The organism is Phyllobacterium sp. LjRoot231, from assembly GCF_964253365.1.
Classification (GTDB): Bacteria; Pseudomonadota; Alphaproteobacteria; order Rhizobiales; family Rhizobiaceae; genus Phyllobacterium.
Genome location: NZ_CAXUQT020000002.1, coordinates 307,501 through 331,968 on the forward strand (window position 1 = coordinate 307,501; position 24,468 = coordinate 331,968).

The 24,468-nt window shown below is 56.8% G+C and carries 17 protein-coding genes, 1 tRNA gene, 2 rRNA genes, 1 pseudogene and 1 riboswitch; of the genes and pseudogenes, 13 read left to right on the forward strand and 8 right to left on the reverse strand.

Annotated elements, in window-relative coordinates; all coding sequences use genetic code 11:
• The first annotated feature begins 17 nt into the window (after positions 1-17).
• The 5 genes from ACSQ3H_RS25075 to ACSQ3H_RS25095 all read left to right on the forward strand — a co-directional run bounded on the left by ACSQ3H_RS25075 (position 18) and on the right by ACSQ3H_RS25095 (position 5,451).
• Positions 18-2,987 (forward strand): 23S ribosomal RNA (locus tag ACSQ3H_RS25075).
• Between the two features lie 314 nt (positions 2,988-3,301).
• Positions 3,302-3,416 (forward strand): 5S ribosomal RNA (rrf, locus tag ACSQ3H_RS25080).
• Between the two features lie 362 nt (positions 3,417-3,778).
• A tRNA-Met gene (locus ACSQ3H_RS25085) sits at positions 3,779-3,855 on the forward strand.
• Between the two features lie 107 nt (positions 3,856-3,962).
• Positions 3,963-4,208, forward strand: coding sequence for a hypothetical protein (locus ACSQ3H_RS25090; protein WP_436119827.1), 246 nt, complete (start codon positions 3,963-3,965; stop codon positions 4,206-4,208).
• Between the two features lie 23 nt (positions 4,209-4,231).
• Positions 4,232-5,451 (forward strand): IS3 family transposase gene (locus ACSQ3H_RS25095; protein WP_436115654.1). Its coding sequence is split into 2 segments (ribosomal slippage): positions 4,232-4,571 and positions 4,571-5,451, totalling 1,221 coding nucleotides; the frame shifts between segments, so codons are not numbered across the junction.
• Here the strand turns inward: ACSQ3H_RS25095 and ACSQ3H_RS25100 are convergent.
• On the reverse strand, positions 5,441-6,394 hold the full coding sequence (locus tag ACSQ3H_RS25100; RefSeq protein ID WP_436119828.1) for a threonine/serine dehydratase: 954 nt from the start codon (positions 6,392-6,394) through the stop codon (positions 5,441-5,443). The two genes, ACSQ3H_RS25095 and ACSQ3H_RS25100, sit on opposite strands and share 11 nt — an antisense overlap.
• A gap of 193 nt (positions 6,395-6,587) precedes the next feature.
• On the opposite strand from ACSQ3H_RS25100, the gene ACSQ3H_RS25105 reads away from it, so the two are divergent.
• The 3 genes from ACSQ3H_RS25105 to ACSQ3H_RS25115 are packed head-to-tail and all read left to right on the forward strand — an operon-like array spanning position 6,588 to position 11,046.
• Entirely contained in the window at positions 6,588-7,583 is a 996-nt protein-coding gene (locus tag ACSQ3H_RS25105; protein WP_436119829.1) for a sugar-binding transcriptional regulator, read from the forward strand.
• A 48-nt stretch (positions 7,584-7,631) separates the two neighbouring features.
• Positions 7,632-8,636, forward strand: coding sequence for a deoxyribose-phosphate aldolase (gene deoC, locus ACSQ3H_RS25110; protein WP_436119830.1), 1,005 nt, complete (start codon positions 7,632-7,634; stop codon positions 8,634-8,636).
• A 10-nt stretch (positions 8,637-8,646) separates the two neighbouring features.
• Positions 8,647-11,046 (forward strand): aldehyde dehydrogenase family protein, encoded by a 2,400-nt coding sequence (locus tag ACSQ3H_RS25115; protein WP_436119831.1) that lies wholly within the window; start codon positions 8,647-8,649, stop codon positions 11,044-11,046.
• Between the two features lie 143 nt (positions 11,047-11,189).
• Here ACSQ3H_RS25115 and ACSQ3H_RS25120 read toward each other — a convergent pair whose 3' ends face one another.
• Together ACSQ3H_RS25120 and ACSQ3H_RS25125 are read right to left on the reverse strand one after the other, a co-directional pair.
• The gene (locus ACSQ3H_RS25120) at positions 11,190-11,999 is read right to left on the reverse strand and encodes an ABC transporter permease (protein ID WP_436119832.1); all 810 of its coding nucleotides are present in this window, start codon (positions 11,997-11,999) and stop codon (positions 11,190-11,192) included.
• On the reverse strand, positions 11,999-12,613 hold the full coding sequence (locus tag ACSQ3H_RS25125; protein ID WP_436119833.1) for an AAA family ATPase: 615 nt from the start codon (positions 12,611-12,613) through the stop codon (positions 11,999-12,001). The genes ACSQ3H_RS25120 and ACSQ3H_RS25125 overlap by 1 nt, the downstream gene beginning before the upstream one ends.
• A 222-nt stretch (positions 12,614-12,835) precedes the next feature.
• Here ACSQ3H_RS25125 and ACSQ3H_RS25130 point away from each other — a divergent pair, with 222 nt between their 5' ends.
• Positions 12,836-13,882: an adenylate/guanylate cyclase domain-containing protein gene (locus tag ACSQ3H_RS25130; RefSeq protein WP_436119834.1), complete on the forward strand. Its 1,047-nt coding sequence runs from the start codon at positions 12,836-12,838 to the stop codon at positions 13,880-13,882.
• Here the strand turns inward: ACSQ3H_RS25130 and ACSQ3H_RS25135 are convergent.
• Complete coding sequence (locus ACSQ3H_RS25135; protein ID WP_436119835.1) at positions 13,856-14,275, reverse strand: type II toxin-antitoxin system VapC family toxin; 420 nt, start codon at positions 14,273-14,275, stop codon at positions 13,856-13,858. The genes ACSQ3H_RS25130 and ACSQ3H_RS25135 overlap by 27 nt on opposite strands.
• Positions 14,275-14,517, reverse strand: coding sequence for a type II toxin-antitoxin system Phd/YefM family antitoxin (locus tag ACSQ3H_RS25140; RefSeq protein WP_436119836.1), 243 nt, complete (start codon positions 14,515-14,517; stop codon positions 14,275-14,277). The genes ACSQ3H_RS25135 and ACSQ3H_RS25140 overlap by 1 nt, the downstream gene beginning before the upstream one ends.
• Before the next feature lie 208 nt (positions 14,518-14,725).
• Positions 14,726-14,823: riboswitch (glycine riboswitch) on the forward strand.
• Positions 14,824-14,980: 157 nt separating this feature from the next.
• Here ACSQ3H_RS25140 and gcvT point away from each other — a divergent pair.
• From gcvT to gcvP, 3 genes are read left to right on the forward strand one after another with little or no spacing between them, the layout of a single operon-like run.
• On the forward strand, positions 14,981-16,087 hold the full coding sequence (gcvT, locus tag ACSQ3H_RS25145) for a glycine cleavage system aminomethyltransferase GcvT (protein ID WP_436119837.1): 1,107 nt from the start codon (positions 14,981-14,983) through the stop codon (positions 16,085-16,087).
• 5 nt (positions 16,088-16,092) lie between these two features.
• The gene (gene gcvH / locus ACSQ3H_RS25150) at positions 16,093-16,461 is read left to right on the forward strand and encodes a glycine cleavage system protein GcvH (protein WP_436119838.1); all 369 of its coding nucleotides are present in this window, start codon (positions 16,093-16,095) and stop codon (positions 16,459-16,461) included.
• Between the two features lie 6 nt (positions 16,462-16,467).
• Positions 16,468-19,266 carry an aminomethyl-transferring glycine dehydrogenase gene (gene gcvP / locus ACSQ3H_RS25155; RefSeq protein WP_436119839.1) on the forward strand — a complete coding sequence of 933 codons (2,799 nt, stop codon included), beginning with the start codon at positions 16,468-16,470 and terminating at the stop codon, positions 19,264-19,266.
• Between the two features lie 43 nt (positions 19,267-19,309).
• On the opposite strand, the gene ACSQ3H_RS25160 is transcribed toward gcvP, so the two are convergent.
• Positions 19,310-20,371, reverse strand: a complete 1,062-nt coding sequence (locus ACSQ3H_RS25160) for a GSU2403 family nucleotidyltransferase fold protein (RefSeq protein WP_436119840.1) — start codon at positions 20,369-20,371, stop codon at positions 19,310-19,312.
• A 298-nt stretch (positions 20,372-20,669) separates the two neighbouring features.
• On the opposite strand from ACSQ3H_RS25160, the pseudogene ACSQ3H_RS25165 reads away from it, so the two are divergent.
• Positions 20,670-21,862: pseudogene (locus tag ACSQ3H_RS25165) on the forward strand (ISNCY family transposase).
• Here the strand turns inward: ACSQ3H_RS25165 and ACSQ3H_RS25170 are convergent.
• The gene (locus ACSQ3H_RS25170; RefSeq protein ID WP_436119841.1) at positions 21,849-22,589 is read right to left on the reverse strand and encodes a hypothetical protein; all 741 of its coding nucleotides are present in this window, start codon (positions 22,587-22,589) and stop codon (positions 21,849-21,851) included. The pseudogene ACSQ3H_RS25165 and the gene ACSQ3H_RS25170 sit on opposite strands and share 14 nt — an antisense overlap.
• Positions 22,590-22,937: 348 nt before the next feature.
• On the reverse strand, positions 22,938-24,200 hold the full coding sequence (locus ACSQ3H_RS25175) for an adenylate/guanylate cyclase domain-containing protein (RefSeq protein WP_436119842.1): 1,263 nt from the start codon (positions 24,198-24,200) through the stop codon (positions 22,938-22,940).
• Positions 24,201-24,468 lie beyond the last annotated feature (268 nt).

A 24,468-nucleotide genomic window follows, 5' to 3' on the forward strand; every position in this document is an offset into this window, starting at 1 on the left:
ATATTGGCAATGAGAATGATCAAGTGTCTTAAGGGCATTTGGTGGATGCCTTGGCATGCACAGGCGATGAAGGACGTGATACGCTGCGATAAGCGTCGGGGAGGTGCGAATACCCTTTGATCCGACGATTTCCGAATGGGGAAACCCACCTTAGATATCTAGAAAATTAGTTTGGTTGAAGCTGTGTGAAGTGCAGCCTCTTTCTTCTTTCTCAAACATTTGAGGATGAGGATCGAAGCGAAGCTTCGCAAGCGCGACTGCGCGTCGGCCACTTTTGGCCGCCCTCGCGGAGCACAGCCCGGAACGGGCGTACGTGCGTGAGCGCTTATAAAAAACGGCGAGAACCCAACTAATTTCTAGATATCAACATAAGGTATCTGACCTTCGAATACATAGGGGTTAGAAGCGAACCCGGGGAACTGAAACATCTAAGTACCCGGAGGAAAGGACATCAAACGAGACTCCGTCAGTAGCGGCGAGCGAACGCGGACCAGGCCAGTGGCTTGAGTGAGACAAGTGGAACACTCTGGAAAGGGTGGCTAAAGTGGGTGACAGCCCCGTACACGTAATGCGAACTCAAGTCCTTGAGTAGGGCGGGACACGTGAAATCCTGTCTGAACATGGGGAGACCACTCTCCAAGCCTAAGTACTCGTGCATGACCGATAGCGAACCAGTACCGTGAGGGAAAGGTGAAAAGCACCCCGACAAGGGGAGTGAAAGAGATCCTGAAACCGAATGCCTACAAACAGTTGGAGCCCAAGATTTGTTCTGGGTGACAGCGTACCTTTTGTATAATGGGTCAGCGACTTAGTCTGACGAGCAAGCTTAAACCGGTAGGTGTAGGCGCAGCGAAAGCGAGTCTGAACAGGGCGTTCAGTTCGTTGGATTAGACCCGAAACCAAGTGATCTAGCCATGAGCAGGTTGAAGGTAAGGTAACACTTACTGGAGGACCGAACCCGCATCTGTTGCAATAGATTGGGATGACTTGTGGCTAGGGGTGAAAGGCCAATCAAACTTGGAGATAGCTGGTTCTCCGCGAAATCTATTTAGGTAGAGCGTCGATTTTATACCTTCGGGGGTAGAGCACTGGATGGGCTAGGGGATCTCACCGATTTACCAAACCTAACCAAACTCCGAATACCGAAGAGTACTGATCGGCAGACACACGGCGGGTGCTAACGTCCGTCGTGAAGAGGGCAACAACCCTGACCACCATCTAAGGTCCCTAAGTTATGGCTAAGTGGGAAAGGATGTGAGGATCCCAAAACAACCAGGATGTTGGCTTAGAAGCAGCCATCATTTAAAGAAAGCGTAACAGCTCACTGGTCTAAATAAGGGTCTTTGCGCCGAAAATGTACCGGGGCTCAAGCCATACACCGAAGCTGTGGATTTGCTTAGCAATAGGCAAGTGGTAGCGGAGCGTTCTGTAAGCCGTTGAAGAGGGACCCGTGAGGGCCTTTGGAGGTATCAGAAGTGAGAATGCTGACATGAGTAACGATAAAGGGAGTGAGAGACTCCCTCGCCGAAAGTCCAAGGGTTCCTGCTTAAAGTTAATCTGAGCAGGGTTAGCCGGCCCCTAAGGCGAGGCCGAAAGGCGTAGTCGATGGGAACCACGTTAATATTCGTGGGCCTGCGGGTAGTGACGGATCGCGTGTGTTGTTCCTCCTTATTGGATTGGAGGGGCTTCGAAGCGGTCCCAGGAAATAGCTCCCGCGTATAGACCGTACCCTAAACCGACACTGGTGGACTGGTAGAGCATACCAAGGCGCTTGAGAGAACTGCGTTGAAGGAACTCGGCAAATTGCACGCGTAACTTCGGAAGAAGCGTGACCCTTTTTGACGCAAGTCGAGGAGGGTGGCACAGACCAGGGGGTAGCGACTGTTTACCAAAAACACAGGGCTCTGCGAAGTCGCAAGACGACGTATAGGGTCTGACGCCTGCCCGGTGCTGGAAGGTTAAGAGGAGAGGTGCAAGCTTTGAATCGAAGCCCCAGTAAACGGCGGCCGTAACTATAACGGTCCTAAGGTAGCGAAATTCCTTGTCGGGTAAGTTCCGACCTGCACGAATGGCGTAACGACTTCCCCGCTGTCTCCAACGCAGACTCAGTGAAATTGAATTCCCCGTGAAGATGCGGGGTTCCTGCGGTTAGACGGAAAGACCCCGTGCACCTTTACTATAGCTTTACACTGGCATTCGTGTCGGCATGTGTAGGATAGGTGGTAGACTTTGAAGCCGTGGCGCCAGCCATGGTGGAGTCATCCTTGAAATACCACCCTTACCTATATGGATGTCTAACTGCGGTCCGTTATCCGGATCCAGGACAGTGTATGGTGGGTAGTTTGACTGGGGCGGTCGCCTCCTAAAGAGTAACGGAGGCGCGCGATGGTGGGCTCAGACCGGTCGGAAATCGGTCGTCGAGTGCAATGGCATAAGCCCGCCTGACTGCGAGACTGACAAGTCGAGCAGAGACGAAAGTCGGTCATAGTGATCCGGTGGTCCCGCGTGGAAGGGCCATCGCTCAACGGATAAAAGGTACGCCGGGGATAACAGGCTGATGACCCCCAAGAGTCCATATCGACGGGGTTGTTTGGCACCTCGATGTCGACTCATCGCATCCTGGGGCTGGAGCAGGTCCCAAGGGTATGGCTGTTCGCCATTTAAAGCGGTACGTGAGTTGGGTTCAGAACGTCGTGAGACAGTTCGGTCCCTATCTGCCGTGGGTGTAGGAATATTGACAGGATCTGTCCCTAGTACGAGAGGACCGGGATGGACGTATCTCTGGTGGACCTGTTGTGGCGCCAGCCGCATAGCAGGGTAGCTATATACGGACGGGATAACCGCTGAAGGCATCTAAGCGGGAAACCCACCTGAAAACGAGTATTCCCTATCAGAGCCGTGGAAGACCACCACGTTGATAGGCCGGGTGTGGAAGTGCGGCAACGCATGAAGCTTACCGGTACTAATAGCTCGATTGGCTTGATCATTCTCATTACAAATATCCATCGCAAAGCGATGGAATTTGATTTTAAAAGCGCTCACGCATGAGCGGGTCTTACGACCCTATGCTCCGCGAGGGCGCCGGACGACCGGCGACGACCTAGCGGTCTGTACGGGCACTCCCTTCTGAAAACTTCAGGATAAGGTGCCAATAACAGAGCGTGACGTCTTATCGCCCATACAGCGCGATAGCGCGTCGGCCATTGTTGGCCGCGCCGTCGCAGCGCCCGCCCCGGCAGGGGCGATACGGCGCGTGAGACAAAAAAACTCCCAGCTTCTCATGAACGTTGCGCTTTGCTGACCTGGTGGTTACAGCGGGGTGGCTGCACCCGATCCCATTCCGAACTCGGCCGTGAAACGCCCCAGCGCCAATGGTACTTCGTCTCAAGACGCGGGAGAGTAGGTCGCTGCCAGGTCTGCCAAACGCAACGTTCAAAGCATGCGCGCAAAAAGCCATCGGACTTTCATGTAAGCCGCATGCGATACAAAATATCTTCTCAAGAACTCGGAACAACCATCATCAGGCCGCTCCTTTTTAACGCAATCAGGGCGGCCTTTTGCTTTTGCAACAAAACGCCTTTTGCTTTGCAAATCCCGAAGCGTAAGAGCATACTTACAAGATGCAAAAGCACAAAACGCCGGCAAGCATTTGCCGATGTGGTGGCGCGGGGTGGAGCAGCACCCCGTCCGAAGCCGGCAAAGCCTCCGTCAAGGCTTTGAAAGGCCGGACAAACGGAGAAATCCGGGCTGTATCAACGGCAATCGCCGTATTTGGTGACGCGGGGTGGAGCAGCCCGGTAGCTCGTCAGGCTCATAACCTGAAGGTCACAGGTTCAAATCCTGTCCCCGCAACCAAACACTCTTCAAAGATAATACGACGTTCTAACATCCACCACCGTCAGGCTCATAACCTGAAGGGTGAGGGGCGCCCGGCAATGCCGGTCAATCGGTCCGGTGGACCGATGGAAGACCCGAACCGGCAAAGCCTGTCCCCGCAACCAATACACAAGCAACAATTAACAGCCGACCGCGCCAAAGCCCAGCTTCCCGTTCAACAAAAACACAAACAAAACCCCGCAATCAGCGGGGTTTTTGCGTTTGTAGACGTCTCTAAAACAGAGGGTGCAGAAGCTCAGTCGAACTTCACTGCCGTTGTATTCGCTGAAATAGCCCCCGAATTATCCGGACAGTCCCTCACACTTAATTAAGTGGTAGGAGTATTGTTAGGAATATGACCAGTCGCATGCCCCATATTGAGATTTTGAACGGACCGGAACGGCGCCGTCGTTGGACGACAGCCGAGAAGCTGGAAATGGTTCAGGAAACCTACGAGCCTGGCGCTACGGTCAGTCTCGTTGCCCGTCGCCGGGGTGTTGCGCCCAATCAGCTGTTTGGCTGGCGCAAGCTGGCAGCTCAGGGTGCCTTGATGGCAACGGGATCGGAAGAAGAAGTTGTGCCAGCTTCGCAATACCGCGCCCTTCAGAACCAGGTCCGTGAACTTCAGCGGCTTCTAGGCAAGAAAACCATGGAAACGGAAATCCTCAAGGATGCCCTTGAGGTCGCCACGGATTCAAAAAAACAGACATTGCGGTCCTTGTCGTGGCCGAAGGACGGCACCCGATGAACCCCATCTGCGATATCTTGAATGTTTCCCGCTCTAATATTGCCGAACGCTCATCCGGCAGACCGGCCATGCGGCGCGGCCGTCCGCCACAACCCGATGCTGATTTGGTCGAAGAGATCAAAGCCATTATTAGTGCCATGCCGACATACGGCTATCGCCGTGTTCATGCAGTTTTGCGCCGAAATGCCAAGGCGGAAAACCGTTCATGGCCCAATCACAAGCGGGTTCACCGGGTGATGAAGGTTCATGGCCTCTTGCTTCAGCGCCATACCGGCAATCACGAAAGCCGCAAGCATGACGGCCGTGTCAGCGTTGACCAATCCAATCTGCGGTGGTGTTCCGACGGCTTCGAGATCGGATGCGACAATGGCGAAAAAGTCCGTGTCGCCTTCGCTCTCGATTGCTGCGATCGGGAAGTGATCGGCCATGTCGCAACCACAGAAGGGATCAAGAGCGAAGACGTGCAGGACCTCGCCATCCTTGCTGTCGAAAGCCGCTTCGGCCAGGTCAATACATTGCCGCACTCCATTGAATGGCTGACGGACAATGGCTCCTGTTTCATTGCCAAAGACACCAAATCCCTGCTCAAGGACATTGGCATGGAAGCACGAACCACTCCGGTCAGAAGCCCGGAATCGAACGGCATGGCCGAAGCCCTCGTCAAAACCTTCAAGCGCGACTACGCCGACGTTAATCCAGCGCCAGACGCAAAAACCGTCATTAAATCCTTGCCTTTGTGGTTCGAGCACTACAATGCTCTTCACCCGCACAAAGCTCTCGGATATCGTTCACCCCGAGAGTTCATCGCTGACCAAATCAACCCGTGAAACTGTCCGATCTTTCGGGGGCATCTACATTCGCACCGCAGACGAGGACGGCCACGCGCTCATCTGGTGCCGGAACATATTTGCCGGAAAGCAGCGCGGCGACGGCGGCGGCACCGCCCGGTTCCGCGACGATGCGCACCTTGTCCCAGAGCGCACGCTGCGCGGCGCGGATATCATCATCGGAAACCAGCACCGAGCGCTCGACGTAAGCCTGGGCGATCGGAAACATCAGTTTGCCCACCTGCTTCGGTGCGAGCGAATCGGCGGCAATACCTTCCGCCGGCGCATCGACAGGCTGACCGGCCTCAAGCGCCATATGAAGTGTCGGGGAGCCCTCCGGTTCGACGGCGATGACTTTCACTCGACCTCTGAACCACGCAGCGATGCCGCCGATCAGTCCGCCGCCGCCAACCGCAACCAGCAGTGTTGTGATATCAGGAAGATCAGCTTCGATCTCGGCACCGAGGGTGCCCTGACCGAGCAGCGTCTCGGGTTGGTCATAGGCGTGGACGGCAAGAGCACCGGTTTCTCCGACAAATTTCTCACTCGCGGCCAAGGCGTCGGCGTAACGATCGCCGCCGATGACGAGATCTGCACCATAGCCGCGGATGCGTTCAGCCTTGGCCGGGGAGGTGACGCCCGGTACGAAGATGGTCGCGGGTACGCCGAGACGCATCGCGGCATAGGCGACCGCGGCGCCATGATTGCCGCCGGATGCCGCCACGACGCCAGCCTGCGGAATGGAGCGGGTCAGGAGATTGGTGAAAGCACCGCGCGCCTTGAACGAACCCGAATGCTGCAAATATTCCAGCTTGAGATCAACCGGACGCGGTGCAAGTCCGAAATCGGTCATGTCGACCCGCAAGGTTGGCGTGTGACGGATATGCGGGCGGGTCAACCGCTCTATCTCGGCAATTCGTTCGGGTGTGATCAGGGAATTCATGCGATTCTCGCTCGGAAGGACAGGTGCCGAGAATAATGGTGGGGGAGGACGGGAAGCAAGTGCAAACGGTTGATCGATACCTAAACGCAGTGAAACCATCATTGACTCAAAGGTTGTCCAGGAGTACGAAATCACAAAAGAGCGAGAAAATCACATTTGTTGTTATTTGAATTGAGGCGAAGGGAGGTCGAGCATGAATGAAATTCGTCTTCAATCATCGAACAGGCTTCCTTCGGACGAGCAGCGCGAACATTTGATGGTGCGCGTCGCCAAGCTTTATTATGACCTTGAATGGACACAGGGCGATATCGCGGCTGAACTCGGCTTGACCCGCTGGCAGGTTGGACGGTTACTGACCGAGGCGAGGGAGCTCGGCGTCGTCCGTATTGAAATCACGCCGCGGGCCATGCGCAGGACCGATCTGGAAGTGCGGTTGCAGCAGCAGTACGGCTTGAGGGACGCTATTGTCGTTCCGTCCGGCGGCATGACGGATTCAGCACTTCTGACCCAACGCGTGGCGCAGGCCGCGGCGACTTATCTTGCCGGACTCACGCCGAAATCCGACCTCATCGGTGTCTCCTGGGGCCGCACCATGTCTGCCGTTGCGCAATTCCTGCCGAACAACTGGAACCCGGGTGTGCATGTGGTGCTGGTCAACGGCGCGACCAATCTGCGCTCGACGTCGACGCATTCAAGCGCCGTTGCGGAAGAATTTGCCCGCGCGGGTAACGGTAGTGCGACCTTGCTTCCGGTGCCGGCGATCGTCGGCAAGAAGAGCACTCGCGAGGTGCTGGAAGAAGATCCGATCATCGAGCGGGTGCTGAAACTTGCCATGCAAGCGGAGGTCGTGTGCTTCAGCATGGGCGGTATCAACCATCAGTCGGTACTGCTCAGCAATGGCTATCTCGATGAGGCCGATATGGATAGGCTGAAGGATGCGGGCGCCGTTGGCGACATACTCGGGCGTTTTGTCGGTGAGGATGGCAGGATCATCGATGAGGCTATCGACGATCGCACCGTGGGCATGCGCCTCGAACATTTGAAGACCAAACAGCTCGCCATCGGCGTGGTCGCGGGTGAAGACAAGCACCGGGTTGCAGTTGCGGCGCTGAAGGCGGGCTATGCGTCGGTCATCATCACCGATGAAGCAACTGCGCTCTACGCATTGGACAACCGAGATGATGCATGACGCGCTTTCGACGATGAATTGCCGTATCGATCACAGGAAGGGTCGGGGATGAACCGCCAGGAAATATTGGTTTCGAAGGGAACAGACTTGCTGGTGCAGCATTCCCATGCACGCAACGCAGGCACCAAGCTCACGCTTGACTGGTTCGAGGATATTGCCGCCAACCGCTCGGCGACGGAGCGCCGTGCTGCGACGCTGACGACACGCCGGACGGTGAAGAAGGAATATCAGGCGGCCTGGCTGGTCAAGGCGATTACCTGCATCGATCTTACGACGCTTGCCGGCGACGATACGGCCGGCCGTGTTCACCGGCTTTGCGCCAAGGCCAAGCGTCCGGTGCGGGAGGATATCCTCGAGGCTCTCGGCTTGGCCGATGAGAATATCACCACGGGCGCTGTTTGCGTTTATCCGACAATGGTCCCGCATGCGGTGAAAGCATTGCAGGGATCGGGCATACCTGTGGCTTCGGTGGCGACCGGTTTTCCGGCTGGCTTGACGCCGTTGCCGCAACGCCTTGCCGAAATCCAATACGCTGTGGATGAGGGCGCTGCAGAAATCGACATCGTCATCACCCGCGAGCATGTGCTGACGCAGAACTGGTCAGCGCTTTACGACGAGATCGCACAGATGCGCGAGGCATCCGGCGACGCGCATATGAAAGCCATTCTGGCGACCGGTGATCTCAACACGCTGCGCAATGTCTACCGTGCCTCGATGGTGGCGATGCAGGCTGGTGCCGATTTCATCAAGACATCGACCGGTAAGGAAGAGGTGAACGCGACGCTTCCCGTCAGCCTGATCATGCTGCGCGCCTTGCGCGACTATGGCGAGTTGTCGGGCCAGACGGTCGGCTTCAAGCCGGCCGGCGGCATGAAGACCGCCAAGGATGCGATGAATTGGCTGATCCTCATGAAAGAAGAGCTCGGCCTGCCGTGGCTGCAGCCGGATCTGTTCCGTCTCGGGGCAAGTTCGATGCTCGCCGATATCGAGCGGCAGCTCGAACATTATGTGACGGGCCGCTACGCCGCGTCGTCGCGCCACGCGCTAGCCTGAGGGAACCAATATGGGACAGATCAAGGATATCCTCCGCACCATGGAATACGGGCCAGCACCGGAGAGCAATACCGACGTTCAGGCATGGTTAGATGCCAATACGAGGGGTTTCGCCCATTTCATCAACGGCAAGTTTACCGGTACTGAAGGTCGCAAAACCTTCGCCGTGATCAATCCGGCCAATGATGCGGTGCTGGCAAAGGTTACACACGGCACGGCTGAAGATGTCGATGCGGCTGTGACAGCCGCCCGCGTCGCCTTCGGCAAATGGTCGAAGCTGCCGGGACATGAGCGCGCCAAATATCTCTACGCTATCGCCCGCCACATCCAGAAGCGCGAGCGCTTCTTCTCGGTGCTCGAGACGATGGACAATGGCAAGCCTATCCGCGAGACGCGCGACATCGATATCCCGCTTGTTGCCCGGCATTTCTATCACAACGCCGGCTGGGCCGAGATGGTCGAGACCGAGTTCGAAGGTTTCTCGCCGGTGGGTGTTTGCGGTCAGGTGATACCTTGGAATTTCCCGCTGCTGATGCTGGCGTGGAAGATTGCCCCGGCGCTGGCGGCCGGTAATACGGTCGTGCTCAAGCCGGCGGAATTAACGCCGCTGACGGCAATCGCCTTTGCAGAAGTTTGCCACGAGATCGGTCTTCCGGCGGGTGTGGTCAATATCGTCCATGGCGACGGCGAGACGGGCGCCCTGATCTGCGGCCATGACGACATCGACAAAGTTGCCTTTACCGGCTCGACCGAAGTCGGCCGTATCATCCGCGAACAGATTGCGGGCTCGGAGAAAAAGCTGTCACTGGAACTCGGCGGCAAGTCGCCTTTCATCGTGTTCGAAGATGCCGACATGGATGGCGCTGTGGAAGGTGTCGTCGATGCCATCTGGTTCAACCAGGGCGAGGTCTGCTGCGCCGGTTCGCGCATCCTCGTGCAGGAAGGGATTGCGCCACGCTTTTACAAGAAACTCAGGAAGCGCATGGAGACGCTGCGTGTCGGTGATCCACTCGACAAGACCATGGATATCGGTGCACTTGTGTCAGCCGGGCAGTTGAAGCGCGTTTCCGCGCTGGTCGAACAAGGCAAGGTTGAGGGCGGCACGCTGTGGCAGGCGCCGGTCGAGCTACCAGCCAAGGGCAGCTACTTTGCCCCCGGCTTCTTCACCGATGTAGAGCCAGCGTCGACAGTTTGCGAAGTCGAAATCTTCGGCCCCGTTGCCACCGCGACCACCTTTCGCACGCCGGACGAGGCAATCGCGCTCGCCAACAACACCAAGTACGGTCTCGCGGCATCGATCTGGTCGGAGAATGTCAATCTGGCGCTCGACATGGCGGCGCGGGTGAAGGCTGGCGTCGTCTGGATCAACTCGACCAACCTGCTCGATGCAGGCGCCGGTTTCGGCGGATACCGCGAAAGCGGCTTTGGCCGCGAAGGCGGGCGCGAAGGCCTCTACGAGTATCTGACTGCCGATTGGGAGAAGCGCCTGCCCCTGGCCAAGGCGGAGCCTGCCTTCAAGCCTTCCGCTGCGCCCGATGGCGATGCCAAGATCGCAGCCACCGGCACGATTGATCGCACGGCGAAGAACTATGTCGGCGGCAAGCAGGCGCGTCCGGATGGCGGCTATTCCTATTCGGTCACCGGCAAGGGCGGTCAGGTCATGGGCCAGGCCGGTCTCGGCAATCGCAAGGATATTCGCAACGCCGTGGAAGCGGCAGCCAAGGCTGGTTCCTGGGGCGCCGCAACCGCTCATAACCGGGCGCAGGTGTTGTATTATCTCGGCGAAAACCTCAGTGCCCGTCAGGCTGAGTTCGAAGCGCTACTGGTGGAAAGCACCGGGGTTTCAGCAAAGGCTGCCGCTGAAGAGTTTGCGGTCGCACTGCGCCGCATCTTCTACTATGCCGCCCAAGCCGACAAATATGATGGCGCGGTGCATTCGACCAAATCACGCCATGTGACGCTCGCCATGAACGAGCCTTGGGGCGTCATGGGCATCCTATGCCCCGACGAAATGCCGCTCCTTTCCTTCGTCTCGCTGGTGCTACCGGCGATCGCCATGGGCAACCGCGTCGTGGCTGTGCCTTCGACGCGCCATCCATTGCTCGCCACTAACCTTTATCAGGTACTCGACACGTCCGATGTGCCTGGCGGTGTGGTGAATATCGTCACCGGCGAGCGTGATGTATTGGCCAAGACGCTGGCCGATCACGACGAGGTCGATGCACTCTGGTATGTGGGCTCGAAAGAGGGCAGCGCCATGGTCGAGAAAGCATCGTGCGGCAATCTCAAGGCAACCTGGGTCAACAATGGCCGCCAGCGCGATTGGCTGAGCAATCAACAGGGGCAGGGCAGGGACTATTTGCGCAGGGCTGTGCAGGTCAAAAACATCTGGGTTCCCTACGGCGAGTGAGAATTCATACTGATGGCCATCTGATGCGATTTTCTCGACTTCCGGTGCTCATGGACGAAAAGTCCACTGCGCTCCGGTTCTCGAAAACCGCACCAGCTGACTCATCAGTCTGAATTCTCAACCAGCATGTGAATAATCACTGCCTACTTACGGCGGCGGTAAAGCCAGAGCGTCAATGGAGCGAGCACGACGGTCAATAACACTGGCGCGATCAGCGCCGCTGCCAACTTGGCTGCGGTTGCATTGCCATCCATCAGACCGCGCATGGCGGTCGTCATCAGCGACACCGGATTGACCTCGACGAAGGCACGCAGCCAGCTTGGCATCGTCGCGGGGTCGACCATGATATTCGACGCGAAAACCAATGGCATAATGCCGGTAAATGCCATGGTCATGACGGTGCTGGGCGTGCGCATGACCAATCCAAGCACAAGGAAGATCCAGCCGAAGCCAAAGCCGATCAACACGAGCAGGATCAGGGAGGCGATGACGCCGGCAATACCTGCTTCCGGCCGGTAGCCAAGCAGGATGCCGATGAAAAGGATGATCATTGACGCAATCAGATGCCGCAGGATATCGCCGACCATCAGCCCGGCAAACGGCGACAACGACCAGATGGGCAGGGAGCGGAAGCGGTCGAACAGTCCCTTGCCGAGATCGGTGCTCAGCCCCATGCCGGAATACATCGAATTGAAAACCACTGTCTGCACCAGAATGCCCGGCAAGAAAAATTGCAGATAGGTATCCGTCGATCCCGACAAGGCACCGCCGAAAACGAAGGTGAACAACAGCGTGAACATGATCGGGGTCATGACCAGGTCGAAGAGCTGTTCAGGGACGTGCTTGAATTTCAACACGGCGCGCCAACCAAAGACCAGCGCGTTGGACAGGGCCGAAGGCTGGGGCGGACGCTCCGCATAGATGAGTGTGGATACGGCGTTCTGGTCATCCATCAGGCATCTCCCGCGGTAGGCTGGTTCTCTGTGGTCTGCCCGGTGATGGCGAAGAACACTTCATCGAGACTTGGCGCGCCCATCGAGAAATCGGCAAGCTCGATGTCCGCTGCAATTAGCGCGGCCAGTGCGCGATTGGCCCTTTGCGGCGTGTCGACCATGGTGGATAGTGTTGCACCTTCCGAACTGTGTTGGACATTGCCGCCGATTTTCTCCTCCAGCAGACGCTTTGCCTCGTCGATCCGGTCGGGCTCGACCAGTGTCAGGTGCAGAAACCCTGATCCCGTTGCCGCCTTCAATTCACGGCTGGTTCCCTCGGCGATTTTCTTGCCGTGGTCGATCACGATGATACGCGCGGCGAGTTGGTCGGCCTCCTCCAGATATTGCGTCGTCAGAAGAATAGTGACACCCGCCTCGGCAAGAGACCGGATCATGCGCCATACGCTCTTGCGGGCCTTGGGATCAAGGCCGGTTGTTGGCTCGTCGAGAAACAGCACACCCGGCGTTACGACGAGGGCGGCCGCGATATCGAGCCGGCGGCGCATGCCGCCGGAATAATCCTTCACCTGTTTGGCTGAAGCGTCAGCAAGATCAAAAGCCGTCAAGCAGATCATCGGCGCGCTTCTTCGCGGACTGAGGGCGGCACTGATAGCAATGATGGCGATTGATGTCAAAGTGTCGCAGCTGAATGCTGTCAGGAGACGTTGATGCGCAAAAAGTGGGACCGTGCTCAATCTATAGATTGGACGAATGCCGTCTGTTCGCCATAATGCCGGCGGCTTCGATGCTCAAAGACGCCGGCAGACATTTGTTTCGAGTCAATTTGGTCGGGTCGCATGAACAGATATTCGTTCGGTTTCTGGATATTCGTACTGTGCGCGGTTTCCGCGAGCGGCGTGTTTTTCAGTTGGGTGTTCTACGGCCAGCCGTCGCCTCTCGGAGCAGTCTTTGCGCTATTCACCTGCGTGCCGATCATTGCGCTCGAGCGTGGCGCCTTGTTTCCACGCATGTACTCGCGACTCGCAGCGCTTTCGACACCATATTATATCCTCGCCACGCTGCTCGTGACATACGTCCTCATGTATCTCGGTTCTGCCGCCTGCCGCCTGCTCCTTTGGTCGCTGGGATATCTGACATACGAGAGTTGGAGCGAAGTTGCCGTCCTGCCGCCCAGCGCTTTGTTTTCAGCGTTAGGCGTGTCCGCTATTTTGAGCTTCGTTGCTCGTGTGCGCGAACTTCTCGGGCGCGACATCTTCTCAAGTCTGCTGATCGGCCGCTATCGCAAGCCCATCGAAGAAGAGAGGGTGTTCCTGTTCATCGATCTTGCAGGATCGACCTCGTTCGCCGAAGAATTTGGCGATCTGCGTGCCCAGCAACTCCTGAGCGCTTTGTTCACCACATTTGCGCAACCGGTACGACGCCGCAACGGTACGATCGATGATTATGTGGGCGATGCCGCCATCATTACCTGGCCTATGGCGCGCGGGATAAAGAATGCCAATTGCGTTCACTGTGTCTTCGACATCCTGGACGCGATCGAGGCCAATTCGGAAAAATGGATACGAAAGTTTGGCCAAGTTCCACGCTTGCGAGCCGCACTGCATGGAGGCACGATTATTACTGCGGAGATTGGCGTAGATCATCACAAGATCACCTATTTCGGCGATACTGTGAATACCACAGCGAGACTGGAAAGCCTGTGCCGCACGCTGGATGCGCCGGTGCTTATTTCAAGCGATCTCGCGAAACACATGGATTTTACCGGCATTCTCAGGGCTGAGTACCTTGGCATGCATGCCGTACGGGGCAGGGGTCAATCGCTAGGGGTAATGGCTTTGTCACGGGGGAAGCCGGCGCTAAAGCTTGTTGCGAAGCGGGCCTAACAATTCGACAGCTTCCGAAACGGCCGCTGCTGCGAGGCGTTTGTCAGCCGTGGCCAAGGGGAAATTCTCGTTGATCGCCAAGGCGAGGTACGATGCATCGTAGGCAGAAAGATTGTGTTTGAACGCAAGCGAAAGAACCGCATGATCGCTATCGGCATTTTGCACGGTCAAATTCAGACGACGCAGGCGCCCAATGGCAGTCATTGCTCCGCCAGTTCCGATTCGACCACGCCGCTCGGCCATAACAATCAGGTTGCGGACTTCAAACCAGAACAGCGCCGGAACCGAGGCTGGTTTAGTTTTCAAGTCAAACATGATGGCGTCGGCTGCATCATTCTGCTCGTCAACCAATACCCAAGCAGCTGCAATTGACGCGTCTACAATGACCGCCATTAGTATCGGCGACCCTCTTCTATCCATTCCCTGATCTCTTCAGGCGTCGTTCTTTTATAGGTTTTTCTGGCGGCCAGTATTTCTTGGATCACATCCGCTACATCTGATCGATCTTCAATGGGAGTCAGCTTTGCGACAGGCTTATCGCCACGCGAAATCACCACTTCCTCCCCGGCTTCGACTTTGGCCAGAAGTTCTGAAAGGTGCGTTTTGGCTTCACCAACTTTGACTCTGATTGTCATGGCAATATCCTTTATGTTGAGTAATAAGATAGAGGCCTGCGCCAAGTTGGTCAAGGCTTGGCCAAGTTGTACGAACCAAGGCCTATATCCTCTCCTCGACAATTTCTGTCCACAAAGCGTCAAATCGACGGATTGGGCGGTGACAGCGCTTGTGCGGTGCGATATGGTCTACCCTGTCGAGGGTCTGCGATTGCAGAATCAAGGGCCCTGTCAATTTGCGGGAGAGTGTCCTGTGCAGCGATGTGCAGGTCCACCGAAGGGGAAATCGCCCGAAATCTCTCAGGTAGCAAGAACCGCAAAAGGATAAGACAACTCTGGAAAGTCGAGGGAAACCTCGCGCCGAAGGTGTAAGTTCAGCCGGGATGCAAGTCCTACGCTGTGCGAGTCTCTCAGGCTTCCGACAGAGGGGCAAAGAAACGGTCCGTCCTTGTGGCGGAGATCTTTGCACGACTCTGGAGTAAAAATGGGCACCCAAGAAGAAAACCTGGAATCATTGCCACTTGACGATCTGCATAAAGCTGCCGGTGCGCGCTTTGGCGGGTTTGCAGGGTGGTCCATGCCGATCACCTATCCACTGGGGGTGATGAAGGAACATCTGCACACGCGCGAAAAGGCCGGGCTGTTCGATATCTCGCATATGCAGCTGTTCGATGTCGCGGGACCCGGAACAGTGGCGCTGCTTTCCCATGCTTGCCCGCTGGATGCAGATGCGCTGGCGATAGGGCAATCTAAATATACATTCTTCCTCAACGAGCAGGCTGGCATTCTCGATGATCTGATTGTCACGAGGTTGGGCGGAGACCATTTCATGGTCGTCGCCAATGCCGGCAATGCTGCCGCTGACGAAGCGCATTTGCGCGAAGTTGCGAAAGGCTTTGACTGCAGGATCAATGCGCTGGATCGCGTGTTCCTGGCGATTCAGGGGCCGCAAGCGGCGGATGTGCTGCGCGTGGCCGGAATTCCCGGAACAGAGCTTGCGTTCATGCATGGCTTCGAGCCGAAGCCTGGCTGGTTCATGAGCCGCTCGGGCTATACGGGTGAGGACGGTTTCGAGATCGGCCTGCCGGCAGATGAAGCGCGAGAACTCGTGGGGACGCTTCTCGCCGACGAGCGCGTCGCTTGGGTCGGCCTTGCGGCGCGTGACAGCCTGCGGCTGGAGGCCGGGCTTTGCCTGCACGGTCATGATATTACGCCGGAGATCGATCCAGTCGATGCTGGTCTCACCTGGGCGATCGCCAAGCCGGTGCGTGAAAAGGCCGGGTTCATCGGCGCCAAGGCGCTTCTCGACAAGATCGCCAAGGGCCCGAGGCGCAAACGCGTGGGCCTGAAGCCTGATAGCCGACAGCCTGTGCGCTCCGATACCATTCTGGTTGACATCAATGGAAATGCGGTTGGCGTCGTGACATCCGGCGGCTTTGGTCCTTCGGCCGGTTATCCGGTCGCTATGGGCTACGTCGCCAAGGACTTCGCCCCCATTGGTACCCAGGTTTTCGCGGATGTGCGAGGCAATCGCATCGCGCTCCATGTCCACCCGCTTCCCTTCACCCCACATCGCTACCACAAAGGATAATACAGATGGCAGCCACATATTTTACTGAAGATCACGAATGGGTCCGTGTCGAGGATGGCATTGCCACCGTCGGCATTACCGATCATGCGCAGGACCAGCTCGGCGATCTCGTTTTCGTTCAATTGCCGGATGTAGGTCAGTCCCTGTCGAAGGGCGACGCCGCTGTTGTGGTCGAGTCGGTCAAGGCAGCTTCGGATGTCTATGCGCCGCTGGACGGCGAAGTGATTGAAGTCAACGAAGCGACGGCAAGTGACCCCGCGCTGGTCAATTCGTCGGCGACCGGCGATGGCTGGCTATGGAAGATGAAACTGTCCGACACCAACCAGTTGACCGGTTTGCTCGACGAAGCTGGTTACAAAGCGATTATTGGCTGATCCATCATGAATAAAAGCATTTTTCCTTTTTCCGACCGCCATATCGGCCCAAGCATTCAGGGCTCGCGCGCAATGCTCGCCGCGCTTGGCATTCCTTCGCTGGAAACCCTGATTTCGCAGGCTGTGCCGAAATCAATACGTTTGGAACGGCCGCTGAACATTCCCGAAGCCGTCAATGAGGCGGAAGCATTGGCGGAACTTAGCCTCAAGATGGGTCAGAACAAAACCCATAAGAGCTTTATCGGCCAAGGCTATCACGGCACGCATGTACCTGCGGTGATCCAGCGCAATCTCTTTGAGAATCCAGCCTGGTATACGGCTTATACGCCGTACCAGTCCGAAATCAGTCAGGGACGGCTTGAGCTGCTGTTTCATTTCCAGACGTTGGTTACGGAACTGACGGGCTTGCCGGTGGCATCCGCCTCGCTGCTCGACGAAGCGACCGCCGTCGCGGAAGCCGTCGGCATCGCATACCGTCATCATCGTGAAAAACGTACCAGTGTCGTGCTTGCTGGTGACGTACATCCACAAATCCTTGACGTCGTGCGGACCCGCGCCGAGCCGCTCGGCATGACGGTAAATGGCGGCGAGATCAACGCTGACGTCGCCGCGATTATCGTGCCTTGGCCGGATACCTATGGTGTCTATGGCGATCCTTCCGCCATCATCAAGGCGGCCAAAGCCGCAGGTGCGCTGGTTATTGCGGTCGCTGATCCCCTCGCACTGACGATCACAGCTTCCCCCGCTTCGCTTGGGGCGGATATCGCCGCTGGTTCCATGCAGCGTTTCGGCGTGCCGGTCGGTTATGGCGGGCCGCATGCGGCCTATCTGGCCGTCAGCGATGCGCTGACGCGCCTCATTCCGGGCCGTCTGGTTGGCCAATCGGTGGATAGCAAGGGCAGGGCAGGGTATCGCCTCGCTTTACAGACACGCGAGCAGCATATCCGCCGCGACAAGGCGACGTCCAACATTTGCACCGCACAGGCACTGCTTGCCAATATGGCCGTGTCCTTCGCTATCTGGCATGGTCCGCAGGGCCTGCGGGCGATTGCAACGCGTGTCCATGCACAGGCCTCGCGCATCGCGGCAGGTCTTCAGGCAGAAGGTCTCAAACTTGGCGGCAACCAGTTCTTCGATACGATCACGGTCAGTGTACCGGGCAAGGCAGCTTCCATCACTGGCGCTGCCGAAAAGGGCGGGCGCTTGCTTCGCATCATTGATCAGGATCGGCTTGGTATTACCGTTGACGAGACGACAACGGACGAAGACCTCGGCGTACTGGCAGCGCTGTTCGGTGCAAGCTTGCCGAATGATTCGGGCGTAAAGCTGCCTGGCACGAGACCGGCTGAAGGGTTCATGACTCAGGCTGTGTTTCATCAGCAGCGTTCCGAAACCGAAATGATGCGCTTCCTGCGCCGGCTTGCCGACAAGGATCTGGCGCTTGATCGGGCCATGATCCCGCTCGGCTCCTGCACGATGAAGCTCAACGCTGCAGCGGAAATGCTGCCCGTCAGCTGGCAAAGCGTTGCCAATGTCCATCCCTTTGCGCCAGCCGATCACGCGCTCGGCTATAGGTCACTGACTGACGATCTCGAAGCGTGGCTCTCCGAGATTACCGGCTTCGACGCGGTTTCCCTGCAGCCGAATGCCGGCAGCCAAGGCGAATATGCCGGCCTGCTCGCCATCCGCCGCTATCATCTCGATCGCGGCGATGCTCATCGCGATATCTGCCTCATTCCGGAATCGGCGCATGGCACCAATCCCGCCAGCGCCCACATGGCGGGCATGCGGGTCGTTGTCGTGGCTTGCGAAGAGGCGGGCGACATCGATCTTGACGATCTGAAAGCCAAGGCGGAACTGCACAGCGCCAATCTTGCCGCGCTGATGATCACCTATCCCTCGACGCACGGTGTGTTCGAGGAAGGTGTGAAGGATATCTGCGCAATTATCCACGGCCACGGTGGACAGGTCTATTTCGACGGCGCGAACTTGAATGCGCTGGTTGGCTTGGCTCGTCCCGGCGATATCGGCGCTGATGTCTGCCACATGAACCTGCACAAGACGTTCTGTATTCCGCATGGCGGCGGTGGGCCGGGCGTCGGGCCGATCGGCGTGAAGAAACATCTGGCACCATTCCTGCCTGGGCATGTCGCCAACGGTTCAGGGCATGCGGTGTCGGCTGCGCCGTTCGGCAGTGCCTCGATCCTGCCGATTACGTGGATGTATATCCGCATGATGGGCGGCGCCGGGTTGAAGCGCGCGACTGAGATGGCAATCCTCAATGCCAACTACATCGCCGAGCGGTTGAAGGATACCTATCCGGTGTTGTTCCAGGGCCGTAACGGCCGTGTGGCACATGAATGCATTCTCGATACGCGGGTGTTGAAGGACAGCGCGGGTATCAGTGTCGAGGATATCGCCAAGCGCCTCATCGACTATGGTTTCCATGCGCCGACCATGTCCTGGCCGATTGCCGGGACGCTGATGGTCGAGCCGACAGAGTCGGAATCGAAGCGGGAGATCGACCGGTTCTGCGACGCGATGATTGCCATTGCATGCGAAGCGGCAAAGGTGGCGAGCGGCGCGTGGCCCAAGGACGACAATCCGCTGGTCAATGCGCCGCATCCGGCGGGGGATGTTCTGGCCGACGACTGGTCGCATCCCTATAGCCGGAGCGAGGCAAGTCTGCCCGCTGGCGAAAGCGAGGAAAACCCGAAATATTGGCCTCCGGTTTCGCGCATCGACAATGTTGCTGGCGACCGCAATCTGGTTTGTTCCTGCCCGCCGATGCAGGCGTACAGCTAGCCGCGAGGGGCGCCGGTTTATATCTGGCGCCCCTTTAATCAGGTCACCAGTTTGGTGTGAGGTTCAGTTCTTCATTGCTAGCGGTCGTAACGGGCAGGAGCTCCGTGGCAAACTGCCGCAAGGCAAGGGGAAGGGCCTGTAAGTCATTGGATTCAAATGAAAGGTGTGGCAATCGAGTGTGGATGAGCTCGGCTACGACCCGTGCCTGCTGCTCGTCACGTACGCGCTTGGCCGCATCGCGATCGGCACGCCGCGACAGCCACAATTTGTGAAGCGCAAAAGCTCTCGGATCCGGGCTGGAAAGGCCAAGGGGATAGCCCCGTTGATCGATCACCACAGCATGCGTTTTCGGGCTGTTGACGAGCCATGAAAGCCCTTCGATTTCAATAGCTTGCAAATCATCGGCATCCGCACTGAACCGCGTCTTTTCTTTTGATGACATGACGTTTTTCGGTGTCGGCTTGATCAAATCAACAAGAAAACCGTCGCGGTTCGCTGCCCGGTAGCTGTTCTTGGCGAGTGGCGCGAAGGAGTGGTCGATTTTCTGCAGAAGACCGATCAATCCCTTGTTGGAAAAATCCTTGGCTATCAACCGCAGGCTGTGGCGCGAGTCCATCAGCAGATCAACGTCCTGCGTCGAAAGTAATCCACTTGTAATATGGACACCGGCCAGACGCTCGTAGACAAACAGTGCATTGGTGCCGACGACATCGACCGCCGTGCCCATCAGCCCAAGCCTGTCTAGCGCCCGGATAATACGTGCCGTCAAAAGTGGTACACGGCCCAATGCCATGGCTCGATTGACCGGGGCCAACTCATCCAGACGTTGTGCCAGATGCGTTACACGCGCCTTGGAATTGCCGCGGCCAGTATGGAATTGATTGTAGATCGTTTCGGTCTCAGCGGACTTCGGTCCCAAAGACTTCCAGATGCTGCCGGTCTTTTTGTAGAGATATTCCTTGTCATTCGTGCTTTTCTTCCACGACATCGACCCGGAAAAGCGCTGCTCATATTCCTTCAGACTGGTCCGATAGACTTCGTAAGCCTGTTCGCTATCGACGTACTGGCGGATTTGTTCAGAGGATAATTCATTGAATTTACTCATCTTATCCCTATTATAAAGAAAATAGAATGCGCAAGGGATAATATCACACTTTTCTTGAATTAAAATACTGATTTATAATTGATTATCCCTATATTGATAAAGTATCGCCCATAAAGGGATAATCTGTGAAGTGTCCATTTAAGAGCCGTTCGGCCAATAAGGTCGGATGGCTCAATCATATGAGTTCCATAATTAAGCTTATGTGATTTTTGTGTGTAGCCGCAAAGTTGAAGTGTCCTGATCCTGCAAAGTAAGAATGTCACTCTCCCCGCGTTTTGAATGGCGTGGGAGATTGCGGATGGGATTGATTGCGATGAGCGAGCGTGATCTGCAGAGGATTGAGGTTTTGTCGAAGGTCATCGACGGCCGAACGACGATCATTTCGGCCGCCCGTGTGCTGGCGCTGAGCACGCGCCAGGCTGGATGACGGAGGCTGGATTATGGTTGTCACGCCAGCAGCGCCGGACGTTTCATCAGCCTCGGTTGCGGCGCGAAGCCTATGGCGAGCTGGTGCAGATCGACGGGTCCGAGCATCGCTGGTTTGAAGATCGTGGGCCGCCCTGTTCGCTGCTGGTGTTCATCGACGATGCGACCGGCAAGCTGATGCAGTTGCGCTTCGTGCGGTCAGAAAGTGCGTTTAGCTATTTTGGGGCGCTGGAGCTTTATCTGAAGGCGCATGGCGCTCCGGTTGCCTTTTATTCGGACAAGCATTCGGTGTTTCGGGTGGCGAAGAAGGATGCCAAAGGTGGTCAGGGCATGACCCAGTTCGGCCGGGCGCTGTCGGAGTTAAACATCGAGATTCTTTGTGCCAATTCGAGCCAGGCCAAGGGCCGTGTCGAGCGGATGAACCGGACGCTACAGGATCGGCTGGTCAAGGAATTGCGGCTAGCCGGCATCTGCGACATGGCAGAAGGCAACGCCTTCCTGCCCGGCTTCATGGAGCGCTATAACGCCCGGTTTGCGGTTACCCCTGCCCGGTCCGGCGACCTGCATCGACCCGTCAATCTTGCGCTGGATCGGCTCCGGGAGATCCTGTGCAAGCGCGAGCAGCGCTACGTCGGCGCGCAGCTGACGTTTTCGTTCGAGCGCAAGCGGATCATGCTCGAGGAGAATGAGGTGACGCGCGGGCTGGTCGGTCGCTATGTCGAGACCTACGCCGACGCCGACGGCCGACTCGACATTCGCTGGAAGGGGCATTCCCTGCCCTACAGGACGTTCGACAAGGACCAACGGGTGACGCATGCGGCGATCATCGAGAACAAGCGCCTCAGCGACGTTCTGGCCTATATCAAGGAGCGGCAGGAGTTGCAGACGCCAAAGGTCAAGACCAATAGCGAGAAGAATGGCTATAAGCCGCGAGGTCAAAAGCCCGGACGGACGAAAGATTTCGGGAACGATCCGGCCGTGATCGCTCGACGTCAACGGGCGCTTTCCCGGCAAAGTGCAATGGATGAAGGGCAGTCTTACCCGACACCGTTCAATGGAGGGTAAATTCGGATTGCGCGTCTGATTCCAGCCTTAAACAGGCAGCCCACAACGGTGTCTTGTGGTAGGTTCCGTCCTGCAGAATAGTCAGTCCCTCGCGATCTTCGTGTAGCAATCCCAACCAGCACAGGGGACGAATGACGTCGTAGCGGAACTCCGACTTTTCCGTCCAGGCTTCGACAGTCACTTCTGCTGGCGCCGCCGGGTATGACTCGCTCGGGTATAACTCGTTCACCAGATCGCTCAGCGAACAGCCCTTTCCTGCCTTGATATTGATAAGATTGAGAAAGACGTGCCACCAACGCATCCGCTCATGGACATCCTGCTGCGTCTGCCCATCGTGGATATAAGCATAGAGATAAACCGTCGCGATCAGATTGAAGAAGGCCTGCGGTCTTGCCAGAAAGTCCCGGCCACGTTTGGTGGGAAGCAGGGTGTCTTTTTTTCGCCGAAGAAGTTTTAAATGGCTGAGCATGTCTCGGACCACCCAAAGCGGCGGCATGTCAGCTTCATTGAGAACTTTGTTGACGCTGTACAGGTCCTCACAGGTGTAGTCAGGCCACTCGAAGTGAACAGCGGCCCAGTGCACGAACTTGCGGTTCATCGCGCCCGTCACTGTCAGTCCAATGCCCCCTTCGGTGTTGGCATAGGATACGGTCATGATCATGCCGCGAACCAGCGGTGACAGGGTCAGTACATCAACGTCGGCAAGCAGCTCAATTTTGGGAAGCATTGCGTAATCCTGGCAGAACTGGAGTGTCGATCCGATCCAGATCATTCCCCAGGAGCGCGCTGATTGAAACCCTGAAAGAAAGCCGAAGGGTGCCCCTCACCCGCCCCGATCTGTCCTTGCAACCCGGACCAGCCGGCCAGATCGGGGCTGATCATCGCGCCGCGTAGCAGCGCAAAGTGACATCTTTACTTTGCGCAACGGCGGACAATTCAACTTGGCCGCCACATTGTATGTAGCCAGGTGGGTTCTATTTCGAAGCGCGACACGTTAAGGATATCAACGTGTTAGCTTTGGAGAAGAATGCATGGGTGTGTTCAAATTGAAGTGCGGCGTGACATGCAAATTTGCCTATTGAGACTGGGCGGCGTGTGTCGCCCGGCCGGCGGCCCTATATTTCTCGAGAATTATCGGATCCAGCGTGAACAATTCCTGCGCCCTGCCCACACCGCGCAGAGCAAAACGGCCAACTGAGACCAGCTTTCCGCGCAGTTCTTCAGGCAGGGCCGCGGCGAAGCGGTCGGAAAGGAGAACGTCCTGATCGACCGACCGGCACATGGACGCAATACGGCTGACTTCGTTTACTGCCGGTCCCACAACGGTAAAGTCCAGCCGGGTATCGCTGCCGATATTGCCATAGAAGACCTCGCCAATGTGAACGCCAAGATAGACGTCTGTGGCGGGCTCACCACTGGCTTTGCGTGTCTTGTTGAGTACAACCACGCGCTTGCGCAGATGCATCTGCGCTCTCAACGCGGCGGTGGCAGCGTTTGCTGAATCCCCTTCAGTGAAAATCGCAAGTATGCCATCCCCGATCAGCTTCAATACATCGCCGCCCGCCTCTTGCACGGATGAAATGACTGCTTCGGCGTAGTCATTCAACATGGGTATGATTGCATCAGGTGCAGCAGCATCGGAAATACGCGTATAATCCCGCAAGTCGGAATACCATAGCACCGCCTCGATGCGTTCGGCCGAACCGCGGTTGATCCGCCCCGCAAGCACACGCTTTGCTGCGTCACGGCCGAGATACACGTCGGCCAGCGTCTTGACGATGCGCGTGAGCGAAGCACATTTGACAGCGAGACCGAGACCCCTCACCAATCGCCTGAGCACATCGATATCATCCTCGGAGAAACCTTCTGGATCAGCGGTCGACCACGAGGAGTAGAAGCAGTCCATCTCTCCGATGCTGCCTTCACTCGAAAACCGGTTCATGAAAGCAAGATAATCGGTGCAACCCTCGCTTTTGAGACTGGTGAGATGGCGGAAGCTGATATCCTCAACGCCGGCAAGCCGGTGGCGCATTTCGTCCTCACCGATTTGCAGGAGGTGGTAGAAAGTCGAATTTTGCCAGTTGTCAGCGCTTTCGCCTTGCTGCGAAGAGCCGTATTCGATGATGGTTTTCTCGACTTCGCCATCCCGGCGCCACGGGAACGCCCTGCCCTCATATATCGGATGAAGCGTATCAACAAAGGCGCTCGCACGTTCGAGCTTGATGCCTGCAGCAAGGCATCGCGCGCAGAAGCCGTTGATCAGATCCATTTCGGACATGCCCGACAAGCCTTGCAGATCTAGCCAGGCTTCAATCTCTACGATACCGGCTTCGTTCATGGTTTCGCGCTCACACTGCTAATCACCGAGGGGTAACACGTTCCGATTGTTTGACAAAGATTGTGATTGGCGAACAATGCCGGAATTTCCAGTATTTTCAACGATAAATATAGGAGCGAAAATGCAACCTAACTCATTGTAAACCGCTTAAAATTTCCCGATTTAGTAGCATTCAATGATGATTTCATAATACTTAAGTCCCATTGAGAGAAATAGCTCAACTAAATACTCGCATTGTGTTGTAAGGCTCTTTTGAGACCCATTTTCG